16 protein-coding genes and 3 pseudogenes are annotated in these 25,172 nt (G+C 67.7%); 6 read left to right on the forward strand and 13 right to left on the reverse strand.

Annotation, left to right across the window (positions count from 1 at the left end):
* The first annotated feature begins 85 nt into the window (after positions 1 to 85).
* Positions 86 to 3,145 (forward strand): adenylate/guanylate cyclase domain-containing protein, encoded by a 3,060-nt coding sequence (locus BLEFHOIH_RS12335; RefSeq protein WP_088345798.1) that lies wholly within the window; start codon positions 86 to 88, stop codon positions 3,143 to 3,145.
* An 11-nt stretch (positions 3,146 to 3,156) separates the two neighbouring features.
* Here the strand turns inward: BLEFHOIH_RS12335 and BLEFHOIH_RS12340 are convergent, their stop codons facing one another.
* Both BLEFHOIH_RS12340 and BLEFHOIH_RS12345 read right to left on the reverse strand, forming a co-directional pair.
* Positions 3,157 to 6,585, reverse strand: a complete 3,429-nt coding sequence (locus BLEFHOIH_RS12340) for a cytochrome P450 (RefSeq protein ID WP_088345800.1) — start codon at positions 6,583 to 6,585, stop codon at positions 3,157 to 3,159.
* Positions 6,582 to 7,457 (reverse strand): hypothetical protein, encoded by an 876-nt coding sequence (locus tag BLEFHOIH_RS12345; protein ID WP_125461679.1) that lies wholly within the window; start codon positions 7,455 to 7,457, stop codon positions 6,582 to 6,584. Before BLEFHOIH_RS12345 ends, BLEFHOIH_RS12340 begins: the two co-directional genes overlap by 4 nt.
* 399 nt (positions 7,458 to 7,856) lie before the next feature.
* On the opposite strand from BLEFHOIH_RS12345, the gene BLEFHOIH_RS12350 reads away from it, so the two are divergent.
* Together BLEFHOIH_RS12350 and BLEFHOIH_RS12355 are read left to right on the forward strand one after the other, a co-directional pair.
* On the forward strand, positions 7,857 to 8,558 hold the full coding sequence (locus tag BLEFHOIH_RS12350) for a Crp/Fnr family transcriptional regulator (protein WP_088345803.1): 702 nt from the start codon (positions 7,857 to 7,859) through the stop codon (positions 8,556 to 8,558).
* 171 nt (positions 8,559 to 8,729) lie between these two features.
* Entirely contained in the window at positions 8,730 to 9,515 is a 786-nt protein-coding gene (locus tag BLEFHOIH_RS12355) for a helix-turn-helix transcriptional regulator (protein ID WP_170937130.1), read from the forward strand.
* A 623-nt stretch (positions 9,516 to 10,138) separates the two neighbouring features.
* Here the strand turns inward: BLEFHOIH_RS12355 and BLEFHOIH_RS12360 are convergent.
* From BLEFHOIH_RS12360 to BLEFHOIH_RS12370, 3 genes are read right to left on the reverse strand one after another with little or no spacing between them, the layout of a single operon-like run.
* Complete coding sequence (locus BLEFHOIH_RS12360; RefSeq protein WP_088345807.1) at positions 10,139 to 11,539, reverse strand: ATP-binding protein; 1,401 nt, start codon at positions 11,537 to 11,539, stop codon at positions 10,139 to 10,141.
* A complete protein-coding gene (locus BLEFHOIH_RS12365; protein WP_088345809.1) occupies positions 11,539 to 12,258 on the reverse strand; it encodes a response regulator in 720 nt (239 codons plus the stop codon). Before BLEFHOIH_RS12365 ends, BLEFHOIH_RS12360 begins: the two co-directional genes overlap by 1 nt.
* Positions 12,255 to 12,806: a MarR family transcriptional regulator gene (locus BLEFHOIH_RS12370; protein WP_088345882.1), complete on the reverse strand. Its 552-nt coding sequence runs from the start codon at positions 12,804 to 12,806 to the stop codon at positions 12,255 to 12,257. Before BLEFHOIH_RS12370 ends, BLEFHOIH_RS12365 begins: the two co-directional genes overlap by 4 nt.
* Before the next feature lie 170 nt (positions 12,807 to 12,976).
* On the opposite strand from BLEFHOIH_RS12370, the gene BLEFHOIH_RS12375 reads away from it, so the two are divergent.
* Complete coding sequence (locus BLEFHOIH_RS12375; protein WP_088345811.1) at positions 12,977 to 13,876, forward strand: branched-chain amino acid aminotransferase; 900 nt, start codon at positions 12,977 to 12,979, stop codon at positions 13,874 to 13,876.
* Between the two features lie 309 nt (positions 13,877 to 14,185).
* Here BLEFHOIH_RS12375 and BLEFHOIH_RS12380 read toward each other — a convergent pair whose 3' ends face one another.
* A complete protein-coding gene (locus tag BLEFHOIH_RS12380) occupies positions 14,186 to 15,079 on the reverse strand; it encodes a metallophosphoesterase (RefSeq protein ID WP_088345884.1) in 894 nt (297 codons plus the stop codon).
* 216 nt (positions 15,080 to 15,295) lie between these two features.
* On the opposite strand from BLEFHOIH_RS12380, the gene mepA reads away from it, so the two are divergent.
* A complete protein-coding gene (gene mepA / locus BLEFHOIH_RS12385) occupies positions 15,296 to 16,351 on the forward strand; it encodes a penicillin-insensitive murein endopeptidase (protein ID WP_245296983.1) in 1,056 nt (351 codons plus the stop codon).
* A gap of 485 nt (positions 16,352 to 16,836) precedes the next feature.
* Complete coding sequence (locus BLEFHOIH_RS12390) at positions 16,837 to 17,940, forward strand: siderophore-interacting protein (protein ID WP_088345815.1); 1,104 nt, start codon at positions 16,837 to 16,839, stop codon at positions 17,938 to 17,940.
* Positions 17,941 to 17,943: 3 nt separating this feature from the next.
* Here the strand turns inward: BLEFHOIH_RS12390 and BLEFHOIH_RS12395 are convergent, their stop codons facing one another.
* From BLEFHOIH_RS12395 to BLEFHOIH_RS12425, 7 genes and pseudogenes are all read right to left on the reverse strand, one after another.
* Positions 17,944 to 18,714, reverse strand: coding sequence for an ABC transporter ATP-binding protein (locus BLEFHOIH_RS12395; protein ID WP_088345817.1), 771 nt, complete (start codon positions 18,712 to 18,714; stop codon positions 17,944 to 17,946).
* Between the two features lie 5 nt (positions 18,715 to 18,719).
* Positions 18,720 to 19,697: an iron ABC transporter permease gene (locus BLEFHOIH_RS12400; protein WP_088345819.1), complete on the reverse strand. Its 978-nt coding sequence runs from the start codon at positions 19,695 to 19,697 to the stop codon at positions 18,720 to 18,722.
* Positions 19,694 to 20,680, reverse strand: a complete 987-nt coding sequence (locus tag BLEFHOIH_RS12405) for an iron ABC transporter permease (protein WP_088345822.1) — start codon at positions 20,678 to 20,680, stop codon at positions 19,694 to 19,696. The genes BLEFHOIH_RS12400 and BLEFHOIH_RS12405 overlap by 4 nt, the downstream gene beginning before the upstream one ends.
* A complete protein-coding gene (locus BLEFHOIH_RS12410) occupies positions 20,677 to 21,663 on the reverse strand; it encodes an ABC transporter substrate-binding protein (RefSeq protein ID WP_088345824.1) in 987 nt (328 codons plus the stop codon). Before BLEFHOIH_RS12410 ends, BLEFHOIH_RS12405 begins: the two co-directional genes overlap by 4 nt.
* Before the next feature lie 2,269 nt (positions 21,664 to 23,932).
* Positions 23,933 to 24,187: pseudogene (locus BLEFHOIH_RS27610) on the reverse strand (DnaJ domain-containing protein); the annotation flags it as partial.
* A gap of 90 nt (positions 24,188 to 24,277) precedes the next feature.
* Positions 24,278 to 24,763: pseudogene (locus BLEFHOIH_RS27615) on the reverse strand (pentapeptide repeat-containing protein); the annotation flags it as partial.
* Between the two features lie 225 nt (positions 24,764 to 24,988).
* Positions 24,989 to 25,172: pseudogene (locus BLEFHOIH_RS12425) on the reverse strand (aminotransferase class I/II-fold pyridoxal phosphate-dependent enzyme); the annotation flags it as partial.

Raw genomic sequence — 25,172 nt, forward strand, 5'->3', positions numbered from 1 at the left:
GTTGGCAGTTCGCGCCGCTGCGTATAGTGTAGGGCCCCGACGGGACACAATCCAGACGACCAGCCCACATTGGCGGACGCTTTCCATGGTCGAGGCCTCTTCCAGAAGCGAGATCGCGGCGCGCGCCGGCGATCGCCAGATCGTCACCATCCTGTTCGCGGACGTGGTCTCGTCCACGAAGCTCACCGCCAATCTCGATCCCGACGACATTCGCGAGCTGATGGATCACGCGACCGCCGTCATGGCGAGCGCCGTCCGCAGCTATGACGGCGCCGTCGTGCGCTTCCAGGGCGACGGCATCGAGGCGGTTTTCGGCGCGCCCCGGCCCGCAGAGGATCACGCGGTGCGCGCCTGCCTCGCCGGTCTCGCCATTCAGAAAGCCTTCGCCGCCAATGCCTTATCCGGATTGCCGCCGGGCGCCAGTCCGAAGGATCTGCTGCGGGCGCAATTGAAGGTCCGCGTCGGCATCCATTCGGGCCTCGTCATCGCCCGCGAGGTGAACAGCGATCTGGGGGGCGGCCTCGACATGCTCGGCGCGACGGTGTCGCTGGCGGCGCTCGCGGAAAAAATCTGCCCGGCCGGCGCCGTGACGGCGACCGAGGCGACCGCCGATCTGGCCGGCGCCTTCCTGGAGGCGCGGCCCTTCAACGCCGCCGGGCACGAGCTCAGCAGCCAGTATAATTTCGTCGAAGTGCTCGGCGTCAACCTCTCCGCCCCCGCGCTCGCCCGCGATCTGTTCGTCGGACGCATCGACGAGCAGCAGATGCTGCTGCGCGCGCTCGATGAGGCGGCGCAGCGCGGGCGCATCGTGGCCCTCGTCGGCGATCCCGGCATCGGCAAGAGCCGGCTGTCGAGCGAGATCGCCCGCAGCGCCGCCGCCCGGCAGATCCCGCACCACCAGATCCGGGGCCTGTCGCTGATGCAGGCGACGCCCTATGCGCCGATCCCGGCCTTCCTTGGCGCGCTGCTCGGCATCGCCGACCGGCGCGACGGCCAGAGCGCCGCCAGGGCCGCCGCCAATCTCGGCCTCACCGACACCGAGACCGCCGGGCTCATCGAATTGCTGGCCATGCAGAGCGAGCCGCGCGCCAGCCGCATCGCCGCCGACGGCCAGGAGCACAGCGACGTGCTGCAGGAAGCCTTCAGCGCGGTGGTCGCCAAGGCCTGGGGGCAGGCGCCGGCGCTTCTCGTCATCGACGACATTCAACTGCTCGACGCCGAGACCGTCGCCTGCCTGCGCCGGCTCGCCCGGCAGATCGGCGACAGCCGCGCCTTCATCCTGGTCAACGGCCGCCCGGAATCGCGCGACATCATGCGGCGGATGACGGCGGAATTCATCGATTTGCGCCCGCTCGGCAAGGACCATCTGCTCGAGCTGGTGGCCTCGCTCGCCCCGCATATCGCCGAGGATGGCGAACTCGCCAACCGCGTCGCCGAGCGCTCGGGCGGCGTGCCCTTCGTGCTGGAGCAGATTCTCCGCGCCATGTCGCGCCAGGGCGCGTCCTTCGACGACCGCATCCTGCCGACCAATGTCGAATCCATCATCCTCGCCCGGCTCAACCGCCTCTCCGGCGAGGCCAAGCATTTTGCCCAGCTCGCCAGCGTCCTCGGCGAGGAAAGCGACTATCCGCTGCTGCGCTGCGCGGCCGCGCCCTCGCTCGGCGACCCGGAGCGCTGCGTCAAGGAACTGGTCGAGGCCGGCTTCTTCGTGCCCGTCGCCGCCGACACGGTCCGCTTCAAGCATGCCCTCATCCGCGACGCCTGCCTCGACAGCATCGTCCGCCCCGAGCGCCAGCGCCTGCACGCCCGGATGCTGGACTGCTTCCAGGAGCAATATGCCTCGCTCTCGCCCTATTTCGAACAGCTCGCCTATCACGCCGAGGGCGCCGGGCGCGACGATCTCGCCGTCGAATATCTCTGGAGCGCCAGCAAGAACGCGGCGCGGAACTCGGCCGTGCATTCGCTGGAAATCCTCCTGGAGCGGGCGATGGCCTGCTGCCAGCGGCTCGGCGCGGCGGGGGAGAAGCGCGAGGTCGATTTCGTGCTGCTCGCCTTCGACGCCCTGCAGCAGCATGGCAAGCTGATGAGCGTCGTGCCCCGGCTCGGCCGCACTGCGGACCTGGCCGCGCAGCAGGGGCGCAAGGACAAGGAATGCCTCGCCCGCGCCCATCTTGCGACGGTGCTTTGGTTCCAGGCGCAGCACCATGACGGGCGCAAGCTCGCCGAGCGCGCCGTCGATCTGGCGCGGGAGATCGGCGCGCTGCCGGCCTTGCTGCACACCCAGTTCACGCTCGCCAATCTGCGCATCGGCTGCGGCGACATTCCCGGCGCCATCGCCCTGCTGCGGGCCAATATCGAGCTGCTCTCCGGCGACCTCGAGCGGGCCTCGCTCGGCGCGGTCGGCCTGCCGAGCGTGATGTCGCGCAGTTTTCTCGGCTGGTATCTGACCGACCAGGGCCGGCTCAGCGAAGCCGCCGAGACCATCGAGCGCGCCGTCGCCGTCGCCGATGCGGTCGGCCGCCCCTATCCGCGCGTGCTCGCCCACCTTTCGCGCGGCAGGATGCTTTACGAGCGCGGCGATTATGGCGGTGCGGTCGACAGGCTGACCGAAGTGCGCGATTGGTGCTGGCAGCACCGCATCTATGCGATGGAGCCCGCCGTCACCGGCCTGCTGGCCTCCGCGCTCTGCCGGACGGGGGCGGCAAGCGCCGCGCTCGCCGCGACGGAAGCCTCCATCGCCAAGGAGTTCTACCGGGGCGCCGCCCGCATGGCCTGCTTCTACCTCTTTGCCGGGCACGGCGAAGCGCTGGTCGGCTGCGGGCAGCCGGAGCGCGGCGCGGCGGTGATCGCCAAGGCCGTCCGCGAGACCGAGACGCCCTATGACCCCTGCCTCTGCGTGCCGGGGCATATTCTGGCGGGACAGATTTCTTGCGCCGCCGGCGATTTCGAGCGCGCCCGGCCCGAATTCGGCAGGGCCTTGAGCGTCGCCCTGGCGATCGGCATGGTTCCAGGCGCCGCGCGGGCCTATGAGGGCCTCGCCGAATGCAGCCGGGAGGCCGAGACCCATCTCTTCAGGCAAAATGCCGAGGCCGCCGCCCGCCTCTACAGGCAATGCGAAATGGCGGTGCCTCCGGCGCTTTGCTGACGGCCCTTTGCTCAATCGATGCCGCCTCGATTGGGGTTGAACGGGTAGAATTTCAGCCGCAGCGCATAGTCCATCCGCGGCGGATATTCCACGACCTCGCCATTCGGCCCCGCAAGGCGCGTCAGCCCGCGGAACTTGCCCGCCGCGCGGAACAGCTCGCCCAGCACCAGCCGCCCCAGCGACTCGCCCCAGCAGCGATGCACCCCGCCCGGTGGCCCGAACAGCAGATAGGCGCCCGGATCGCGCTTCGGCCCGCCGAGCGGCTTGGGCAGATGCGCGCCGAGCGAGAATTTGTTCGGGTTCTCGAAAATCTCGGGGTCGCGGCAGGCGACGGGCAGCAGCGCCGCCACCCAGTCGCCGCGATTGACCTGCGCGCCGCTCGGCAGGGTGGTCGTGGTATCGCAGCGCCGGAAGATCGCCGGGGCGGACGGGTTCAGCCGCAGCAATTCATAGGCCAGCAGCTCGACATTGCTGTAGTGCTCGGGCGCCGGCAGTCCGTCGAGGACGGGGACGAGCTTCGACAGGTCGAAGCGGAAGGCCAGCGCCGCCTGGATCGCCTTCGAGAAGGGCAGGGCGATGTTCATCGAGATGGTGGTCATGATGTCGGCGAGGATCGCCCGCACCTCGGCGAAATAGGCGTCGGTCTCGATGTCGGTCGCGCCGGGTGGTGCCTGCCGGACCAGCTCCTGCAGCAGCGTGCGGGCGGGGCGCTTGGGGTCCGGCACTTTCAGCCGCTCCTCCATGATGGCTTCGTCGATATAGGTGAACATCTCCGATGTGCCCTGGATGGCCGCCTCGGTCAGCTCGCGCTTGTCGAGGATGTTGCCGATCACTTCGGCGAAGGCGAGCCGGGACCACATCTGCGTCGTGACATAGCCGGGCTCGGCGATCTGCTGCTCCTGGCGGTTGCGCAGCCAGTCCGGCGGCAGCTTCATGATGTTGCGCTTGGCAAAGGGCAGCGCCACCACGAGTTCGCTCAGATGTTCGGGGCCGGGCAGGCCGATGAACTTCTTCAGGATGCGGTAGGGGATGTAGAAGGCCAGATCCTGCAGCACGTCGACCCGTCCGGTCTGCGAGACGCGGTGAACGATATTGTCGACGAGGTCGCGGATGAATTCGCGGACGTCGTTATTGGCCTCGAAGTCGGTCCATGGCTGCGCCTCCCACGCCCTGCGCATGGCGGCGAGCCGCCCGAGGCGCTTGTCGTTGAGCGGGCCGCCGGGGTCCATGGTCAGCAGCAGATCCTCGCCGCGCGTGATCTCGCGGGCGGCCTGGTAATAATGCGCGACGGAGAAGGCCGGCTTTGCCGACGGGCCTCCGCTCACCGGACATTTGCCCTTGGTGCGGCCGTCCAGCACCATGGCGACATCCTTGTAGCGGCCGACGAAGACGAAGCTTTCGCGCGGCGCGGGCGGCGCGCCGTTTTCGCGGTATTCGTCCGGCAGCTCGACCCTGACCGCGCTTTGCGGGGTGCCCAGGATCATGCCGGCATAGCGCTTGAGCCGCGCTTCGCTGAGCAGCGACGGCGTCTCGGTATAGGAGGAGGAGAACGGCCCGAACGGCGCCGGCTCGGCCTTGATCCTCTCGCCGCGCGCGATGGTTTTCAGCGCATCGAGGCTCGGCACGAAGAAATATTCGCCGCCCTTCGTCGTGACGAAAGAGGGGATGCCGCAGATCGGCGCGACGCCCCCGGCCTCTAGGAAGCGGTCCTGCGCGCCGCCGCCATTCGAGCCGGTCAGCGGGCAGCGCCCCGCCCCGACCTGGCCGAGAAATTCGCCGCCATTCAGCCAGTCGCGCTGGATGACCTCGAATTGCAACTCGATGCGGGCATTCGCGGCGAGGAACAGCAGGCCGCGCTCGCGCCCGTCGCCGAGCGAATCCTCGGGCAGCAGCGGGCCGCCATAGGACATGCCGCGCCGGAGCAGCCGGTGCCGCTTGACCTCGTCGCGCCCGCCGGTGTCGCGCGGGTTAGAGCGGCGGATATGCGAGCCCACCGCGCATTTGCGCCCTTGCGGGTCTTCGGCGAAGAAGCGGAAATCATTGATCGAATTCTCCGCCTCCAGGCCGACATAGCTGGCGTCCGATTCCGGGTGGCGCACCAGCGGCGCGCCGCTCCGCCAGCGTCCGACGATCTGCGCCGCCAGCCGCTCCTGCTCCTTCGGCGTCGAGCGCTGGCTCGCCAGGAAGGTGCGGAAGCCGGCGACGTCCTGCTCCAGCTTGCGGAGGACCAGATAGGTGCTGCCGACGCGCAAGGTGGCGTTGGTGGGCTGGTCGGCGGTCAACTCGTCCTCGTCCGGCGGCCCGAGAAAGACCTCGCCCGCCGCGACCGGCGCCCAGGTGCCGTCCTTGGCGGGACGGCCGCCGCCGGGCAGCGGGGTTCTGAGGCCGAGATCGATGAAAGGCTGGCTGATGCCGTCGCGGAAGCCGAAATGCTCGACGCGGTGGGGGAGCCGCTCGATCTCGGCCGCGCCGTTGCCATTGGCGACCTTATAGGGTGTCTGGCCGAACTCGACATGCAGCACCTCGAAGCCGAAGCGCAGGAACAGCAGCGCGAGCGCCTGACGCAGCCCTTCGTCGCCCGCATTGAAGGCGTCGACCTGCTTGCGGATGCGGTCCCAATGGGCAAAGCCGGTTTCGGTGACCTGGAAATAGGCGGTGAGCAGGCCGTGGATGGTGCGCTTGCCGAGCTCGCCGTCCCAGTTCTCCGGCGCGGAGCGGCCGACATCGCCGAGCCGTTCGGCGCGCACCGCCATGCCGTCGCGGAAGGCTTCGGGGAAGGAATCCAGCACCTGCTTGTCGATGATCGGCTGCTCGGCGTCGCCTTCGACCGTCTTCAGCGCGGCGAGGCCGCCATGGGTGAAGCTGATATCGACGGCGGCAATGGAGAGATCGGACGAGGGCAGTTCGTCCTTGGCGCTGCGCAGGAGGCCGGCGCCCTGGCGTCCGGCATCCGGGCCGTTCTCGTAGCGCAGGCATTCATGGGCGCACACGCCGAGCAGGCCCTGGCGGAACCAGTCATTGGCCTTCGCCTCCTGGCTGAGCCCGGCATCGGGAAGCCTCAAATTCAGCTTCGCCAGATCGCCGGCGAGCGTCGTCTCGGCCTCGGGCGCGGCAAGGCCGAGCTGCTTCCTGAGGAAGGCCAGGAACCAGTCCGACCGGGCCTCGCCGTCACGCCTCGGCCGGTCCGTCGCCAGTCCGGCGAAGGAGTCCACCGACAGATCGTCGGTCGCGACGCGGGCGCGGGCGAGCTTGACCGCCTCGGCAGGGGCGAGCTGCTTCTCGCGGGCCGCAGCCGCCAGCGTCTCGTCCTTCAGCCTTTGCACCTCGTCGAGACCGAGGATGCGGAAGAACAGAAACAGCGACCAGTTGCGCTCCTTCTGTGCGCTGGCGAAATTGGCCTGGATGTTGCCGGCCAGTTGAGCGGTGCCGTTTTGACTCATTTCAGCCTTCCCTTGACGCGGTCGCCTTGCGTCTCGTCGTAAGTGCCGCCCGGTGCCGGGAAATCGGCGGAATATTGCATATTGGCGCGCAGGAATTCATCGAGCAGCGGCCCGATATCCTCGCGCGAGGTGCCGTCCGGATTGCGCGTGCGGGCGATGAATTCGTCGAAGCGGTCCTTGAAGACGCGGAGCTGCTGCACCTTCGGCACGGTCAGGCTCGGATAGGCGGCGTAGAAGACGTCGGTATTGATCTGGTGGCGGCGGGCATAGAGCCAGAACTGGTCGAAATCGCGCGCGCCCGGATAGCCGTAGCAATTGCCCCAGACCCGGTCGACATCCTCGCGGATGGTCTGCACGACATGGCGGACATAGGATTTCAGATCGCCGTCGAAGGTCACCACGAAGAGCAGCCAGGAAAGCAGGCGCGGCCGCTTCGCCTCGTCCGGCCCCGGCGCGCCGCCGGCCGGGAATTCGCGGTAATCGTCCAGGGCCTCGGGCGTGTGCTGGAGGCCGCGCGTCGCGGTCGAGGGCTCGGCATCTCCCTCCTGCGGCGCGGCGGGCGGCAGCCGGTCCTCGACATAGCGGATGCCGGGCACGTCGGAATATTGCAGATATTGCTCGGGCCGCAGGATCAGCCAGCGCGCGTAATGGATCGAGGTGATCGGCCGCACGAAGGACGGCACGGAGGCCGCCTCGCGCCGTTGCAGCGATTGCAGATGGTCGCGCAGCCGCTCCTCATAGGTGCGCCGCTCGCCGGGGACGCGTCCCGGGATGATGGGCGTCAGCAGGCTCAGCTCGCTGACCACGCCCGATGTTTTGGAGGCCGCCCATTCCAATGAAGATCGCGCGGTCGGAACATAAGCAATCACCATGAATACTATTCCCTCGTATGATCTGCCGGGGAGTAATGCTTAGAATTTGTCTGGAATCCCAACCCCCGGGCGGTAGTGCTCACGACACTTGCGCGATCGTCGGCGTAATTTTGAATGTATTATTGGAATTCAATTGGAAGCAAGCTGCGATCGCGAGGCCAAATCACATGATCGCATGGTTTGGCTGGAATTCTAAGACAACAAATGCAACAGTCTTCACCCATTTGGGTGAGAGCGCCACCGAATTGCCATGGCCGCGCCCAGGTGATCGCTACCGCAGATTGCAGTCCCGTTGCGGCTAAGCCGCTCATGCAAGGGTAATTTAACTATAATCGTCTGTGAGCGTGGCCTGCATTGTGACATGATGATGGTCATCCCCGCGGCGCCGGATCGCTTTTCATGACCCCTGCCGAACAGAGCCAGGCCCTTCGGCAGATTTCGATCTTCCAGCGGGCCGCGCAGCCCACACTCGATCGCGCCGCCGCGCTCTGCCGCTGGCAGCGCCATCCGCCGGGCACCATCATCCTGTCCTATCAGGACGCCTCGACCGACATTTTCTTCATCCTCGAAGGCGCCGTGCGGGCGATGATCTACGCCCCAGACGGCAAGGCGATGCTGTTCACCGACCTCGACAGGGGCGAAATCTTCGGCGAGATCGCCGCCATCGACGGCGGCCCGCGCTCCGCCAGCATCGAAGCCCTGCAGCCGACCCTCCTCGCCGTCATGAGCGCGGGCAATTTCGAACTCATCCTGCAATCGGACACGGAGGTGAGTTCGTCCATGCTGCGGTTGCTGACCAGCCGCGTCCGCCGCCTTTCCGAACGCGCCTATGAATTCCGCGCCTTCGCCGTGCAGCACCGCATCCACGCCGACCTGCTGCGCCTCGCCAAGGGCTCGCGCATCGCCAGCGGCGAAGTGGTGCTATTTCCGGCCCCGACCCTCGCCGAAATCGCCGACCGCGTCAGCACCCATCGCGAGGCCGTCTCGCGCGAACTCAGCCGCCTCGGCGGGCTCGGGCTGATCGTGCGCGAGGGCGGCGCGCTGCGCATCACCGACATCGCGCGGCTTGCCGAACTGGTGCGCGAAGTGCGGGGCGACTGACCGCTCATCCCGCCTTGCGGAATATGCTTAATTTTACCGCCATCACGCTGATGCCTTTGGCAAATACCAACGCCTGCGCCGCGCCGTGCCGCCATGATCGGCCTCGTGGGTGGGGGCGCCCTTGCACCGCAATAGCGAGGCGAGACAACGATGGATCAAGCAACAGTTGATATGAGTTCGGCCGATGCCATCTCCTGCGACGGCCATGATGAGGATTGGGCGGAAGAGAGCAGCCGGGTGCCGGTGATGGCGCCTGAATTGCCGCTCGGCCTGGCGCTCGACCTGATGCGCATGAGCGTCATCCTGACCGATGCCAACGGCCTGATGCGCTACGCCAACCGCGACGCGCGCGGCCTGCTTAGCGCGCAGCGCTTTCTCCGCCTCAGCCGGGGGCGCCTGTGCGCCGTGAACGCCAAATGCGCCGGCGCGCTCGCCCAGGCCATTCGCGCCAGCACGGAGGGCGATGTGAGCGCCGCCGCGCCGACCGGCGCCGCCGTGCCGCTGCTCGATGCCGAGCAGCGGGCGATCGCGGCCTGGGTTCTGCCGATGCGGCAATGCCCGGACCGCTGGGACGCGCGGCTCGCCGCGGTCTATATCCGCAGCAGCGTCGATGTGCTGTCGGAGGAGATGTTCGCCTCGACCTATGGGGCCAGCATGGCGGAGATCCGCGTGCTCAAGCTGCTGATGAAGGGCCTCAATATCGACGAGGTCACCGTGGCGCTCAGTCTTTCCCGCAACACCGTCAGAACGCATGTGAAGGCGCTGTTTGCGAAAACGGGCACGACGAGGCAGGCCGAACTCCTCCGGCTGGCCGCGTCGTGCATCGCCCCGGCATCGACGGTGGAGGTTTGCGGCCGGGCCGCTGCCGAGCCGAACGGGCCGGCGGCGCGCGTTGCCGGCCGCGGGCGGGGTCCGTGCCCGGGCGCGCGGCGGCTGCGGCAGGCCGTTGAAGTTTAGGCGTGTGTCGACGCCCGGATTACGCGCGCAGCGCAGCCCCCGCGCTCGCGCGTAATCCCTCTTTTCCGAGAATCAAAATTCGCAGTCAGCGCAAGCGCTTAAGCGGGTGCGCATCTATTGTCATCCCCGCGAAAGCGGGGATCCGGTAATGGGCAGCGCCAGCCGAGGGGCATTGCGTCGATCCCGGTTGCTGCGGCGTACTGGATCCCCGCCTTCGCGGGAATGACAGCGGAGAGCGCGATGCGCAACTCGATCTCACGCCTGAGCGCCATCATTTTCGGCCCGACCCTATCCGTAGCCGAACCCTCTCCAAGGGGAGAGGGTGGCGTGCGTTAGCACGCCGGGTGAGGGGTTGCGGACTCACGGCTAAGGCACGAACCCCTCACCCCCGCCCTCTCCCAAGGGAGAGGGAGTCCGGCTGCGGATCGTGGAGGCACTCGCCTTTCGGGCTCATCTAAGCGATCCTGCTCTAACCCCTTACGCATCGCGTTGGGTATCATCTCCCGTCGTCCCGGTCGGCCGTCAGCTTGGACCTGGACCCGCTCGCGGAATAGGGGCAGCGTGCTTGCGGCGAGCCGAGAAGGCCCCGCTCTACGGCCTGGGCGACGGAATGGGGATTCGCCCTAAAGCGGCACCCGGATCGTCGCCTTCAGGCCGCCCATGCGGCTTTCGCTGAGATGAATCTCGCCGCCATGGGCGCGGATGATGTCGCGGGCGATGGCGAGACCGAGGCCGGTGCTCTTGACGTTCTGGTTGCGGGCATCGTCCAGGCTGTAGAACGGGCGGAACACGGTCTCGCGCAGGCCCGCCGGGATGCCGGGGCCGTCATCCTCGACGGTCACCACGAGATTGCGGCGCGAATGCACGGCGGTGATCGAGATCTGCTTGCCGAAGCGGGTGGCGTTGCTGACCAGATTCATCACCGCCCGCTTGAAGGCATTGCGGCGGATGGTGACGAAGAACTGATGGTTCGGCGCATTCAGCCGGACGCTGCGGCCGGGATGGCCGGCAAAGGCGGTGTGGATCTCCTTCAGCATGGCGAAGACATCGGCGGTGGCCGCTTCCTCGCCGGTGCCGCCCTTGGAGAAGGCGAGGTAATCCTCCAGCATCTGCTGCATTTCATCGACATCATTGGCCAGTTCCGCCACTTCCGGCTTGTCGCCGAGCATCGCCAGTTGCAGCCGGAAGCGGGTCAGCACCGTGCGCAGGTCGTGGCTGACGCCGGCGAGCATGGTGGTGCGCTGCTCGACATGGCGCTCGATGCGGTCGCGCATTTCCATGAAGGCGAGGGCGGCCTGGCGCACTTCGCGCGCGCCGCGCACGCGAAAATCCTTCGGGACGGGTTGCCCTCGGCCGAAACATTCGGCCGCCTCCGCGAGAGCCAGGATCGGCCTGATCTGGTTGCGCAGGAACAGGATGGCGACCGTCAGCAGGATCAGCGAGGTCGTCACCATCCAGATCATGAAAATATGGGTGTTCGAGGCGTAGGTCTGACTTCGCCGGGCCAGCACTTTCAGCACCGCGCCGTCGAGCTGGATGCGGATGTCGACATGGTCGCTCTCGCCGACGGTGTCGATCCAGAACGGATTGTCGATTTTTTCGCGCAGCGTCTTGGTCAGGGTGCGGTCGAGGAAGCCGAAGAACGGGCGCGGCTGGCGCGGCGGCAGCGCGCCGCGCGGGATGATCTGGGCGGCGAGGCCAAGCTGCTTGCGGGCGAGATCGGTCAGTTTTTCATAGCCGTCCGGATGCGGGTAGCTCTCATAGACCGAGACCAGCATGGCGATATCCTGGACGGTCGCGGTCGAGAGCCGCCGCGTGACATATTCCCAATGCCGCTCCATGAAGACGAAGACGAGCACCGATTGCAAAAGCACGATCGGCGCGATGATGATGATGAGCGCGCGGGCGTAAAGGCCCTTCGGCAGCACCACCGATCCCAGCCCGCCCAATTTCCGGAAGAACTGCCGTGTCCTGTCGGCGGGGCGGATCGGCTCGACGCCGTGCTGGTCGGTGATCGAGGCCATCAGTCGACGTAGAAGATGTAGCCGCGTCCCCGGACCGTCTGCAGATAGGCGGGATTGGCGGGGTCGGCTTCGATCTTGCGCCGCAGCCGGTTGATCTGGACGTCGACGGCGCGCTCGCTGTCATGGCCGGAGAGGTTGGCAAGGTCCTCGCGGTCGACCGGCGTGCCCGGGCGCAGCGCAAAATGGCGCAGCAGGTTGCGCTCGATTTCGGTGAGCTTGATCGCCTCGCCGTCGGCGCGCAGCTCGCCCCGGACGGGATGGAAGCTGTATTTACCGAAAACGATTTCCTGCGGCCCGGCGGCGACTTCGGTGCGCCGGTTGAGGATGTTCTTCATGCGCAAAAGCAATTCGCGCGGCTCGAACGGCTTGGAGAGATAATCGTCGGCGCCGATTTCGAGCCCGGCGATGCGGTCTTCCGCCTCGGTGCGCGCCGTCAGCATCAGGATCGGGATCTGCGAATGGGTGCGCAGCCCTTGCGCGAAGGAAAGGCCGGTTTCGCCCGGCATCATGATGTCGAGCACGATCAGGTCGAAGGCGAGGCCGCGCATGGAGGCGCGCGCCGCGGCGGCATCCTCGGCGGTGGTGACGCGGTAGCCGCTCTCCATCAGGAAGCGGGCGAGCAGGTCGCGGATGCGCTTGTCGTCGTCGACGACGAGAATATGCGGCGCATCGTCGGGCACCGCCGTCGCGGCCGGTCCCCCATTCATCACCTCGCTCATGGCCTTCCCCTCAATCCATCCTCCGCGAACGGGTCCGTCGCCCTCAGGCGCGGCGACGGCTCGGCCGGGCCGATCATCGCCTCCAGGAAGCGCCTGACCGCCGCGTCGCCATCCTTGCCGAGCGGCCCCAATGCCGCGCGCAGCTTCTCGATCTGCGGCGCGGCGAGACGCCTCGCCAGCACGCCGCCCTCATCGGTGACATAGAGCAGACGCTCGCGCCGGTCCGATTTGCCCGAATGCTGGGCAACATAGCCTTCTTTTATCAGCTCGCGAAGCACTCTCGCCAAACTCTGCTTGGTGATCTGCAGGATGTCGAGCAGATCGGCCACACGCATGCCGGGATAGCGGTGGATGAAATGCAGGACGCGGTGATGGGCGCGGCCGAATCCGATTTCGTCGAGGATGCGGTCGGGGTCGCCGATGAAGTCGCGATAGGCGAAAAACAACGCCTCGACATACCAGTAGAGATCCTCCTGCCGTAGCGGCTCGGCGCGGTCCCTTTCGGGCGCGGCTTCGGGGTCACTGATGCGCGAATTTATGTCAGCCATGTTGACATATTTGATCTTGTTTGTTAGCCGGAGCAAGACTAACCTCTTCACGTTCGCGCTTTTTTCCGACGTCCCGCCGAAAAAAACGCGGGGGAATAATGTTTTAGGGCAGCAGCCAGCGCTATCTCAAAGAACCCGCTAGAGGCTTATGCCCGCCGCTGGAGGAAATTATGGCATCCGAACCCTTCGACCAAAGAGACGGCTTCATCTGGTTCAACGGCGCGCTGGTTCCGTGGCGCGAGGCCAAGGTGCATGTGCTGACGCATGGGCTGCATTATGCCAGCGCCGTCTTCGAAGGTGAGCGCGTCTATGGCGGCGAGATCTTCAAGCTGACCGAGCATACCGAGCGCCTGCACAATTCGGCCAAGCTGCTCGGCTTCGAGATCCCCTATAGCGTCGCCGAGATCGACCAGGCCTGCCGCGAGGCGGTGCGCGCCAACAATATCGTCGACGGCTATGTCCGCCCGATCGCCTGGCGCGGCTCCGAGCAGATGGGCGTCGCGGCGCAGAACAACCGCATCAATTTCGCCGTCGCCTCCTGGGTCTGGCCGAGCTATTTCGCCATGGAGCAGCGGCTGAAGGGCATCCGGCTGTGCATGGCCGAATATTGCCGCCCCGACCCGCGCACCGCGCCGTCGAAATCCAAGGCGACCGGCCTCTATATGATCTGCACCATCGAGAAGCACCGCGCCGAGCGGCTCGGCTATGCCGATGCGCTGATGCTGGATTGGCGCGGCCGCATCGCGGAATCGACGGGCGCCAACATCTTCTTCGTCAAGGGTGAGGAGCTGCACACGCCGCTTCCCGATTGCTTCCTCGACGGCATCACCCGCCGCACCGTCATCGGCCTCGCCAAGAAGCGCGGCTGGACCGTCATCGAGCGGCCGATGATGCCGGAGGAGATGGCCGATTTCGAGCAATGCTTCCTGACCGGCAGCGCGGCGGAAGTCACGCCGGTGTCGGAGATCGGCGATTACCGCTTCACCGTCGGCGAGATCACGCAGACGCTGATGCAGGATTACACGCTGGAAGTGCAGCCGGCGACGGCGAAGCTCGCGGCAGCAAGCTGAGCTGCTGCGCCAGTCGTGAATCTGTTCGGGCTGAACCAAGATCCTCCCACCCGCCGCAGCGCAACCTCTCCCTTGGGAGACGTCGGCGCGAAGTGCCGGGTGAGGGGTTCGTGAGTCAGCCGTGAGGCACCAACCCCTCACCCTAACCCTCTCCCCAGGGAGAGGGAATCGGGCAGCGGATTGGCGCGAGGTCCGGCTTGAAAACGGCTCCAGTAAACTGACCGCGCTCAAATAAGCCCGGCTCGTCGCTTCGCTCCGTCCGGGGCGACGAAATAACAGATCACCACCATGCGTCGTCCCGGGCGGCCTTCAGGCCGGACCGGGACCCGGCGCCGTCAGCGTGATGAGGGCGATTTCCGGCGGCACCATGAAGCGCACCGGGAAGCACGACAGGCCGAGCCCGGCCGAGACGATCAGATGCCGTCCGCCCTCGACGATATGCCCGTAAGCAAAGCGCTCGCCATAGCGCGAGGGCACCGCCGGACGGCCGATGAAAGGCAACAGCACCTGCCCGCCATGGGTATGGCCGGACAGCGTCAGCGTCACCCGTTCCGGCACGCGGGGGAAGATATCGGGCTCATGCGCGAGCAGGATGGCGGGATCGGTGTCGCCTGAGATCTGCGCGATGGTGGTCGGCAGGTCGTCGACGCCCTTGAAGCCGCGCGCCTGCGGGATGGCGAGCTGGTCGCCGAGACCGGCGAGCCAGAAGCGGCGGCCGTCCCCGCTCAGCTTCACCGCCATGTTCTCCAGCACCTCGATGCCGGAGCTCTCCAGCCCGCGCCGGACGGCCTTGGCATCCACCCACCAATCATGATTGCCGAGCACGGCATGGACGCCGAGCGGCGCCCGCAAAGCGGCGAGCGCTTGCGTCCAATCGGCGATCGGCACGATGCCGGTGCGAAACCGCTGCATCCCGGCGACATAATCGCCGAGCAGCACGATCAGGTCGGGCCTCAGCGCATTCGCCTCCGCGACGATGGACTCGATGCGCGGCACCGGCATCCACGGATGCATGGCGTGCAGATCGGCGAGCGCGACGATGCGCAAGGGCGGCGCGGCGGCGGGCCATGCCGGATGCGCCACCGTCCACTCGGCGAGCGAGAGCCGGAAGCGCGGCTCGATCACGCCGGCATAGGCGCTGCCGCTCGCGCCGAGCAGCACCAGGCCGCCCGCGCCTTGCAGGAATCGCCGCCGGGTCAGCATGCGCGCAGTCGCCGCATACACAACCTGTGCTTGTGTCCGATAAAATCCGTTACGCGATACGCAGCCATAATTCACCAACACTACGCCATGATCCTGAATGCATCATGCGTGAGCACCCGTCGATCAGAACAATTTTTGGGCTTTACGTTAATCTGCTCGATAAGGCGCCGGCATTGAACGGCGCTTGAACGGCGAAAATGGGGACAGCCTTCGTACATGCGTATGTTATTCATACTCGTGCTTTCGCTGCTCTTCGGCCTGCAGGCCGCCGAGGCGAAGCCCAAGCGGGCAAAGCATCGAGCCAAGCCCGTCGCGGCGGCGCCGTACTCGCCGGCCGCCATGGAAATCTTCGGCGCCCAGAAGCTGCCTTCGCCGCTCGCCGCCCGCTCCTTCGGCGGCTATGCGCGCGGCTGCATCGCCGGCGCCAAGCCGCTGCCCATTGACGGCCCCTCTTGGCAGGCCATGCGCCTGTCGCGCAACCGCAATTGGGGCCATCCGGTGCTGGTCGCCTATCTGGAGCGGCTGGCGGAGGACGCCAAGGCCAAGGACAACTGGCCGGGCCTGCTGGTCGGCGACATGGCGCAGCCGATGGGCGGTCCGATGCTGACCGGCCATGCCAGCCATCAGATCGGCCTCGACGCCGATGTCTGGCTGACGCCGATGCCCGCCAATACGCTGAGCCCCCAGGAGCGGGAAGACAAGGCCGCGACCTCGATGCTGGCCGAGGACGGCGTCTCGGTCGATCCGAGGATCTGGAGCGAGGGGCAGGCCAAGCTGATCAAGCGGGCGGCGTCCTATCCGGAAGTGGCGCGCATCTTCGTGCATCCGGCGATCAAGAAGGCGCTCTGCGTCTGGAACGGCGACAAGAAGGAGCCGTGGCTGTCGAAGGTGCGGCCCTGGTGGGGGCATCATTATCATTTCCACGTCCGGCTGGCCTGCCCGGCCGGATCGCAGGGCTGCATCAACCAGCCCCCCGCCGGCACCGACGATGGCTGCGGCAAGGAGGTCGATTCCTGGCTGAAGAAGCTGAAAAAGCCGCCCGTCGTCGCCACGCCGCCCGCTCCCACGACCCCGGCAAAGCCCGCCAAGCCGAAAAAGCCGATGACGGTCGCCCAGCTTCCCGCCGAATGCGCGGCCTTGGTCGGGCTGGACAAGAAGCCCGCTGCCGCCGCCGCCGCCGGCATCGTTCCGGTCGACGCCGTGCCCGTCCCCGAGCGCAATCCGTCCGTGGCGAAGAAATCCGCGGAGAAGAGCGAGAGGAAGGGCGGCTAGGAGGGGCGGTTGCCATTGCGCCGTGGCGCGGTTCCGTTGGCGAGTGCCCGCGTGTTGTGCCGTCGAGGGCGGAATGTCGGATTGCCCCGGGTGCGACTGACTGGACTGTCCAATCTCAATCCCGTCGCCCCGGCCGTAGAGCCGGGCCCTACTAGCCTCTCGGCTGCCACGGTGCCAGCGGCTCTGCCAATGGGTCCCGGTCCGGCCTGACGGCCGCCCGGGACGACGGGAGGAGAGGTCCAGGAGCACGCTAAGCGCCTTCGGGCTTAAATTCTCATCGGCCAAAAACGTCTTCCGAAAAGGACTGGTCTGCCCGCGGCGCCCCTGCAGCCAAGGAGGTGGTGCGTCCGGGCGGTCACGCGCTAAGCTGAAGGGCTGATCCTACCGCTCGCGGCCACCGGTCTCGCTTGAACGCTTCCCGAAAGCGTCGGCCCATCGTGGATGGCCGGTCCATATCACTTTCGTCGGAAAAGGAACGAGCCGGTATGGCTGAACAGATCGAATTCCCCATGCGCGCGGCGACGCGCTTCGGGCTCTCCGCGCCGCGCGACGTGATGCGCCAGCTCTGCGACCATTTCGTCGAGCATTGCGACGTCATCGTCGATGGCGACAAGGCCCGGCTGGTGGCCGAGTTCGGCACGGCGATCCTCGAATGCGACGACAGCCGCATGAGTGTCCAGGCTTTCGGTTATGACGAGAGCACGCTGTCTTACGTGAAGATGATGGTCGTCGAGCATGTGCTGGAATACGCTCCCTCCGACAAGCCGGATATCGTCTGGCGGGGCGACGGCGTCACGGGCGGGCCCCTGCCGTTTTTCCGGGAGATGCGGGTTGTCGGCGCTCGCGACGTGACGCCCAACATGCGGCGCGTCAGGCTGGCCGGCGAGGATATTGCCCGCTTCGCCAGCGGCGGCCTGCACATCCGCCTGCTGTTCCCGGCATCGGGGCTTGCGGAGATTTCCTGGCCGACGCTGGGCGCGGATGGCCGGATCGTCTGGCCGACCGGCGCCGCCAAGCTGACCGGCCGCATCTATACCATCCGCTCGATCGACGTGGCCAAGGGCGAGATGGACGTCGATTTCGTCATCCATGAGGGCGATGCCTATCCAGGCGCCGGCTTTGCGGTGAAAGCCAAGCCGGGCGACATCGTCGGCATCACCGGTCCCGGCGGCGGCGTGACGCCATCCGCAGACTGGGTTCTGCTGGCGGGCGACGAAACGGCGCTGCCCGCCATCGGGCGCATGCTGGAGGAATTGCCCGCTTCGGTGCAGGCGGTGGTGCGCGTCGAGATCCCCGATGCGGCGGAGGAGCAGCGGCTCGCATCGGCCGCCGGCCTGGATCTGGCGTGGCTGCATCGCGGAGAGGCCAAAGCCGGCACGACGACGCTGCTGGAAGATGCCGTGCGCGGCGTCGCCATCCCCGATGACGGCCGCAGCGTGTTCGTCTGGGCCGGCGGCGAGCACAAGACGTTCCGCTCCTTGCGCAAATATCTGCGCGGCGAGCGCGGGCTGACGCGCCAGCAGCACATGGTCGCGGCCTTCTGGCGCCGCGGCTTCGACGGCGACAGCCCGGAAGCCGAGGAAGCCTGACCGCTAAAGCGGAATGATCATGGGCGCTCCCGTGACAGGATCGGGCATGATGCGGGCCGAGAGCGCGAAGGAGCGCTGAAGATTTTCCGCCGTCATGACCTCATCGGGGCGGCCTTCGGCAACCACCCCTTGCGGCCCCAGCAAAATCAGATGATCGGAAAAGCGCGCAGCGAGGTTGAGGTCGTGCAGCACGCTGATCACCGTCGTTCCCGCCTCGCGGTTGCGCCGGCGCAGCAGCGAGAGCACCTCGATCTGATGCGGCAGGTCGAGCCAGGTCGTGGGCTCGTCGAGCAGGAGAAGCGGCGTCTTCTGGGCGAGCACGAGCGCCAGCCATGCGCGCTGGCGCTGGCCGCCGGACAGCTCGTTCAGCGAGCGGCGGGCCTCGGCCCGCATGTCGACGGCGGCGAGCGCCTCGGCGCAGGCCTCGGCATCGGCCTCGCTCCAGGGCGCGAGGAAGCCGCGCCAGGGCGTGCGCCCGCGCTTCACCAGATCCTCGACGACGATGCCGTCGGGCGCCAGCGGCGCCTGCGGCAGGATGGCGATGCGCCGGGCGAGCGCGCGCGTGTCCTCGGCGTGGATGTCCTTGCCGCCCAGGGTGACGCGCCCGCTGATCGGACGGATCAGCCGCGCCAGCGCGCGCAAAAGCGTGGATTTTCCGCAGCCATTCGGCCCGAGAATCGACGTGACCTTGCCCACCGGCGGCGACAGCGTCAGCTCGCGGATCACCACGCGGTCGCGGTAGCCGAGGGTCAGCGCCTCGGCTTTGAGCGTCATCTCCGTCACAGCTCGCCTTTCTCCATTTCGCGCGACAGGCGCCAGAGCAGATAGGGCGCGCCCAATATGCCCGTCATGATGCCGATCGGCAGTTGCAGGCCCGGGATCGCCGCGCGCGCGGCAAGATCCGCCAGTACGGTGATGATGGCCCCGGCCCCGGCCGCGGCGGCGAGCCGTCCCGTTGCGCCGCGCGCACCGGCGAGCCGTGCCCCGAGCGGCGCGGCCATCAGCGCGACGAACGGGATCGGGCCCGCAACGGCCACCCCCGCCGCCGCCAGCAGGACGCCCGTCAGCGCGAGAAGCCAGCGCGCCCGTCCGACTCTCAGCCCGAGCCCTCCGGCGAGATCGCTGCCGAGGTCGAGCAGTTCCAGCGCCCGCACCTGAGGCACGAGCGCCAGCGCCAGCACCGCGCCGATCCCCCACACCTGCAAGGCATGGCCCCAGTCGCGCGCCGCGAGCGAGCCGGCGAACCAGCGCTGCGCCTCCGCCGCTTCCGGACCCGGCAGGCGGGTCACGACGAAGGCGCCGAGAGCCGCGATCGTGTAGGCGACACCGAGCCCGACCAGGACCAGCGTCAGCGGGGCGACGCTCTGGCCCGGCCGATAGGCGCAGACGGCGACGACGGCGGCGGCGGCGAGCCCGCCCGCCGCGGCGACGAGCGGCATGGGTAGGATCAAACCGGCCGAAAGCGCCGCCACCACGGCAAGCCCGGCGCCGGCGGTGAAGCCCATCACGTCGGGCGCGGCCAGCGGATTGCGCAGCAGCATCTGGAAGATCGCGCCGGAAAGCCCCAGCACCGCTCCGGCGCCCAGCGCCACGGCGACGCGCGGTCCGCGAATGATGCGGATCGTCAGCGCGCCCGGCCCGTCGCCGCCCCACAGCCCCTGCCACAGCGCGTCGAGGCCGAGATGCACCTCGCCGAGCGTCAGCGACAGCGCGGCGGACAGGGCGATGATCGCGGCGAGGATGATGGCGCCCCTCATGTCTGGCCTCCCGGCAAGAGCCGCCGCGCGATCAGGACGAAGACGGGGCCGCCGATCAGCGCGGTCATCACGCCGGCGCCCAGCTCGGCTGGGGCGAAGATCAGCCGTCCCGCCGTGTCGGCCAGCAGCAGGATCGATGCCCCAAGGCTCGCCGAGACGAGCAGTTCGGCGCGCAGCTCGTGCCCGGTGATGCGGCGCGAGATCGGCGGCACCATCAGGCCGAGAAAGGCGACCGGCCCCGCCACCGAGACCGCCGCGCCGGTCAGCGCCGTCACGGCGAGCAGCCCGCCGGCCTGCACTCTGCCGGGGCGCGTCCCGAGACCCCGTGACAGCGCCGAGCCGAGCGACAGCGCCTCGATGCGCGGGGCGAGCGCGAGGGCCAGCCCGGCGCCGAACAGCGTCACGGCCGCCATGGCCATCAGCGGGCGCTCGCCGGCCTGGGCGAGCGAGCCCACCACCCAGAAGCGGAACACCTCCAGCGAATCCGCCCGCAGCACCACCACTCCCGAAACCAGCGAAAGCAGCAGCGCGTTCAGCGCGGCGCCCGCCAAAGCGAGCCTGACAGGTCCGGCATCGCCATGCCGTCCCCCGCCGAGCAGGAACACGGCCAGCGACGCCAGCGCCGCGCCCGGGAAGGCCAGCACCGCGACCAGCCCGACATCGGCCTGTTGCAGCAGCAGCGATCCGAAGACGATGGCAAAGGCAGCGCCCGCGTTGATCCCGAGGATGCCGGGATCGGCGAGCGGATTGCGCGTCAGCGCCTGCATCACCGTGCCCGCCATGCCGAGCGCCCCGCCCGCGATGATGCCGGCCCAAAGCCGGGGCAGGCGGATCGACAGAATGGTGACATGGGCCGGATTGTTCGGGTCAGGCGCCGCGAATGCCTGCCAGATCTCGGCGATGCCGACCGGGCGCACGCCGATGCCGAGCGTCAGCGCCGCCGCCACCGCAAGCAGCAGCATGACCCATCCCAAAGGCTTCATGGCGCCAGCCCCGCTGCCTTGGCCGACGGGACGGCCGTTCCCAGCGTGCCGTCCGAGGCGGCCGCGATGTCGTCCTCCAGCTTGGACAGGGCGAAGGGCAGCGACAGCACGCTGCAAAACGACATCGCTCCCGCGAGCAGCGCCCCGGCAAAAACCTCGCGGCCTTGCGCGTAGGCTCTCAGCGTGCGCCGCATCGGCAGGGCGACGAGGTCGGGCGCCTTTTCGAAGGCCGAGACCCAGACCAGCACATCGGCATCGAGCGGCGAAAGATCCTCGGGCGACAGGTCGGTGTAAAAGAGCTGCGGCGCGCTCAGCCGCTCCACCTCCGGGGTCGGGCGGAAACCGAGCTCGGCGAGAAAGCGCGCCCGCGTATCCGCGCCGACGAACGCCCCCGTCCGGCCGCCGCCATGATAGGCGGCCACCGCCGTCTGGCCGGACCAGGCCGGATGCCGCGCCGTCGCCTCGGCAAAGCGCTGCCTGACCTGCGCGATGAGATCATCGGCGGCGGCCTCCTTGCCGAGCGCGCGCCCGAGCGTGCGCGTCAGCTCGTCCCAGGGCGTGCCATAGGCCGAGCGGGCGGCGTCCTGCATCAGCACCGGGGCGATACGCGACAGCACTGCATATTCCGCCTGCGAAATGCCCGAGCCGATGCCGACGATCAGGTCGGGCTCCAGCGCGGCGACGACCTCCGCCGAGACCTCGCCCGAGATCAGGAGCGGCTGCGCGCCGTTGAGGTAAGGCTGCGCCCAGGGCCAGACGCCGAACGGAAACGGCCCGTACCATTGGCGGATGGCGAGGGGCGGAACGCCGAGCGCGAGCAGCGCATCCTGCGTCGTATAGCCGAGCGACACCACGCGCCGCGCCGGGCGCGGCAGCACGGTCTCGCCATAGGCGTGGGTGAAACGAATGCCGCTCGCCGAGTCGGCGGGCGCCGCGAGGCAGGCCGCTAGCGAGGCGAGCGCGGCGCGGCGCGTCATGCGCATGTGAATTGGACTTCTATCCGTAATGGTTGCGTCCCCCGGCCCTGCGAGCCGGGGACAATGGAAGGGGCTGGCGCGCGATGGCTTACCAAGTGTGCTTCAGGGTTGCCCGACCGTCCTGGCGTCGCCGTAAAAGGCATCGGTGCCAAAGTCCGTCGCGACATAGTCATTGTCGAACAGATTGGTGGCGTTCACGATCAGGCTCCAATCGTCAGCAAGACCATCGCGTCGACCACGGCGCGAGAGTCGACACCGTGTTGGCGCTATCCCGAAGGTCTGGCCAACCGCTCCGAGCGTAAGATCGCCATTGGCCGCATCTCCGGGGGATCCGCCGATCTTCCTGATTCATTACGCTAAAGTCCCCCAACATACTCAAACGGAGGCGGCTATGACGCCTCTCACGCATCTACGCACGCCGAGACATTCGGGCAAGGGAATTCCTGAGTGGACTACTCGGAAATTCCGCCGATGTTGCCCGGAATATACAATCCGGGCATCGATTGAGCGCGGGCGGCCGAACCACACGTCCGGACGCCCGCCTGGGCGCGCGTCGGCGATCTCGTCTGGTGGTGACGCTCGTCGCCAGCAGGCCCGGGAGCACTTTCCAGAGCATCTGGCCGCAACATGGCGATGGCGCCATTGCCGAGCGCGGAGTCGCGTTGCCGAGCGGATTTCGACATCGAGCGGAAGGAGGCCGTGCCTGGCGCGGGCTCTTCCATATCGTGGCGCGGGAAGCCGAGTAGCCGCGGGAGATCACCGAAGCGGGCCGGCTCCGCGCTTGTTTCGCCGGTCCCATACCCGCGATCGGACGCCGCCGATTAACCCGGCGAGCGTGTCTTCGGGAGGCTGCCGCCGCCGGCGCGCCCGTGCCCTGCTTTGCCCCGCGCTAAAGCCCTCCCGCCAGAATATCGGAGATGGCCTGGCGGCGGAGGCGGCGGTCGGGTTCGGGCTGGCGCTGCTCTTGCGCGAGCCGGGGCTGGGCAGGCGCCTTTTCGGGCACCTTGCCGGTCACATGAGGAACCTTAGCGGACAGGGATGGTCTGGGCTGGCTCGGCTCGGTCTTGAGGCTCGCCGGCCAGGGGCGTTCCTCGCCTGCCTGCTCGTCGGGGAGCGAGTGAGTGTAGAGATCCCAGACTTCTTCCTGGTCCTCGTCCCGGTCGCGCGGGGCGAGCGGGTCCATGCTTGCGGTTGATTGCGAGCGGTCTTCGCCGAGCGCGTTTCTGACCGCCCGGATGCGGAACATGTCCGAGACCGCGTCGCGCGATGACCGGCCGCCCTGGACGCCGCGCATGAGGACGCGGCCAAGCGCGTCGCGGCCAAGGTCTTCGGCCTGGATTTGCGCTGCGCCCGGTGATGCGGGCTGTGCCGGGATTTGTGCGGGCGCGACTGAGCCGGCCGCGTCCGCTTGTGCTGGACGAGCCGCTTTTTCGCTATGGTCGTCGCCAAGAGGGCGGGCAGTCCCTCCCAGGTCAGAAGCCGCCGGTTGTGGTTCAACCTCAGCCGCCGCCGCGCGCTGCTCCGGCCCCGGTGGCGCGGGTGGCTGTTCGCCGGCGGGCGACTCGGCCTGCGCCGGCGCCGGGTCCTGGCCGGACGCGGTTTCCGAAGGCGTTGGAGCGGCGTCCGGCGCTTCGGTCAAACTCGCCAGCTTCTGCTCGGGGGCAGGGGCCGGTTCGGCATGGTCCGCCGCTGGGGGCGTCCCGGCGGCGGGCGCGGGCGCAGCGCTGTCGCCGGCCGTGCCGGGCGCGGGCTCGGCGGAGGCCGTTTGCTGCTCGGGAGCGGCGCTGGCGTCGCTGGCCGTCTCGGTGTTCGGCGCGGCCTGTTCGCCCTGTCCGGCCGGAGCCTCCGTCCCGGCATCCGCTTGCGGCGCATCCGTCCGGGCGAGCGCGCCGGGCGGCTCGGCCGCGGCGGCGGGATGCGCGCCCGATGCGACCGCGTCGCGCTGCGGACGATGCGTCTCCAGACGCGCTTCGGCGCCGAAAAGCTTGGTTTGCTGCGGCGCGGCCTCGGTATTGGTCCGGACGGGGGTGCCGTTGCTCATCCGCGCGCCGGCATCGCTCCAGGGCGTCGATTCCAGCCGCTCGAGCGTCTTGGGCGGCGTGGCGACGGCGATGGCGACGCGCCCGCGATCCTCGCTCAGTACGGAATGCCAGACGACGCCGAGCACGCTGCCGCAGAGCAGCAGCGACATGGCGGCGGCGGCATAGAAGCGGAAGGCGTAGCGGCGAAACTGTTTCCTGGCGGCAAATTCCGGGCTGATCTCGCCGTCATGGCCGATCTCGCCGCGATCGTAGCGCACGCGCTTTTCGGCATCGTTAAGGATGCGGTAGGCGGTCGAGACGCGCTTGAAGGATTCCTGCGCCTCGACGTCGCCCGGATTGAGGTCGGGGTGGAATTTCTTCACCAGATTGCGGAAGGAGGCGCGGATCTCATCCGGCTTTGCCGTGCGGACGACGCCCAGAACCTCGTAAAGATCCTCATAGCGGGCGCGTTCAGGGACGGCATATTCGCGGAAAAAATCGTCTTCCAATTGCGGGAACCAGCTATCGGGGGGCGTCAGATGGGGAGGCAGGACGGTGCTGGCGTCGCCATGCGCGACCGCGATCTGTGCCTGCGTGAGATTGCGCACATTGGCGAAGCTGGCGCCGATGACGATGGCGCCGTCGAGCTGCGCGCCGGCCAGATCCGCATGATCGAACAGCGAATCGGTGAGATCGGCAGCGGTGAGATTGGCGCCGTCGAGGCGCGAATGCACCAGATCCGCCGCGATCAGCGTCGCATGCTGGAAATCGGCGCCCGTCAGCGTCGCGTAACGCAAGGCGGCGCCGCTCAAATCGGCGTCGCTGAGATTGACGGGCCCGCCATTACTCGGCCCGAACTGGCGCTGACTCAGGGTTAGGCTTGCATCTCTAAGATCAGGAAGAAGCTCAGTTTTATCCCTGCGCCAAGCATTCCAGACTTTTGGCCCTTGGCAAAGCTTATCCAGATGAACGGGATCTGCCACTATAGGTGCTCCCCACGAGCAAAGGTTCGTTAGCACAGAATGGCACGCAAGGGGCCGGGTGACCAAGGTTGGGTCGATATAAGGGCATTTGTGAGGCACCACGAGGTGTGCTTCGACAAAGCGGTGGATAAGCTTTCATAATTCTGGAAAACTCCCGCAGTCTCATTGCTGAGCACACGAGAGGATTGAGTCGCGCGAACGACTCACCTTGGTTCAGACCCTGTATTTGCCAAATAAAGCAAGGGCCGCGCAATATGGGAAATTGCGCAGCCTGTGGATATCGCAAGGCGGAACGATGGATCTGCCGCGGGCGCGGCGCGGCGGCAACTATTCCGCCGCCAGCCCCACATATTTCCCCTGGCCGACCGGGCATTGCGCCCACATCGCCGACAGCGCCGAGGCGAGCCAGTCCATATGCTCGTCGGTGTGCAGCGGCGTCGGGGTGAGGCGGATGCGCTCGGTGCCCTTGGCGACGGTCGGGTAATTGATCGGCTGTACGTAGATGCCGTAA

This window comes from Rhodomicrobium sp. R_RK_3 (assembly GCF_002198715.1).
In the GTDB taxonomy this organism is placed as follows: domain Bacteria; phylum Pseudomonadota; class Alphaproteobacteria; order Rhizobiales; family Rhodomicrobiaceae; genus R-RK-3.

Excerpts from the sequence above, each read along its gene's own strand:
- BLEFHOIH_RS12335 (WP_088345798.1), top strand. The coding sequence starts at position 86 with ATGGTCGAGGCCTCTTCCAGAAGCGAGATCGCGGCGCGCGCCGGCGAT.
- BLEFHOIH_RS12340 (WP_088345800.1), bottom strand. The coding sequence starts at position 6,585 with ATGAGTCAAAACGGCACCGCTCAACTGGCCGGCAACATCCAGGCCAAT.
- BLEFHOIH_RS12345 (WP_125461679.1), bottom strand. The coding sequence starts at position 7,457 with ATGGTGATTGCTTATGTTCCGACCGCGCGATCTTCATTGGAATGGGCG.
- BLEFHOIH_RS12350 (WP_088345803.1), top strand. The coding sequence starts at position 7,857 with ATGACCCCTGCCGAACAGAGCCAGGCCCTTCGGCAGATTTCGATCTTC.
- BLEFHOIH_RS12355 (WP_170937130.1), top strand. The coding sequence starts at position 8,730 with ATGAGTTCGGCCGATGCCATCTCCTGCGACGGCCATGATGAGGATTGG.
- BLEFHOIH_RS12360 (WP_088345807.1), bottom strand. The coding sequence starts at position 11,539 with ATGGCCTCGATCACCGACCAGCACGGCGTCGAGCCGATCCGCCCCGCC.
- BLEFHOIH_RS12365 (WP_088345809.1), bottom strand. The coding sequence starts at position 12,258 with ATGAGCGAGGTGATGAATGGGGGACCGGCCGCGACGGCGGTGCCCGAC.
- BLEFHOIH_RS12370 (WP_088345882.1), bottom strand. The coding sequence starts at position 12,806 with ATGGCTGACATAAATTCGCGCATCAGTGACCCCGAAGCCGCGCCCGAA.
- BLEFHOIH_RS12375 (WP_088345811.1), top strand. The coding sequence starts at position 12,977 with ATGGCATCCGAACCCTTCGACCAAAGAGACGGCTTCATCTGGTTCAAC.
- BLEFHOIH_RS12380 (WP_088345884.1), bottom strand. The coding sequence starts at position 15,079 with ATGCTGACCCGGCGGCGATTCCTGCAAGGCGCGGGCGGCCTGGTGCTG.
- mepA (WP_245296983.1), top strand. The coding sequence starts at position 15,296 with ATGCGTATGTTATTCATACTCGTGCTTTCGCTGCTCTTCGGCCTGCAG.
- BLEFHOIH_RS12390 (WP_088345815.1), top strand. The coding sequence starts at position 16,837 with ATGGCTGAACAGATCGAATTCCCCATGCGCGCGGCGACGCGCTTCGGG.
- BLEFHOIH_RS12395 (WP_088345817.1), bottom strand. The coding sequence starts at position 18,714 with ATGACGCTCAAAGCCGAGGCGCTGACCCTCGGCTACCGCGACCGCGTG.
- BLEFHOIH_RS12400 (WP_088345819.1), bottom strand. The coding sequence starts at position 19,697 with ATGAGGGGCGCCATCATCCTCGCCGCGATCATCGCCCTGTCCGCCGCG.
- BLEFHOIH_RS12405 (WP_088345822.1), bottom strand. The coding sequence starts at position 20,680 with ATGAAGCCTTTGGGATGGGTCATGCTGCTGCTTGCGGTGGCGGCGGCG.
- BLEFHOIH_RS12410 (WP_088345824.1), bottom strand. The coding sequence starts at position 21,663 with ATGCGCATGACGCGCCGCGCCGCGCTCGCCTCGCTAGCGGCCTGCCTC.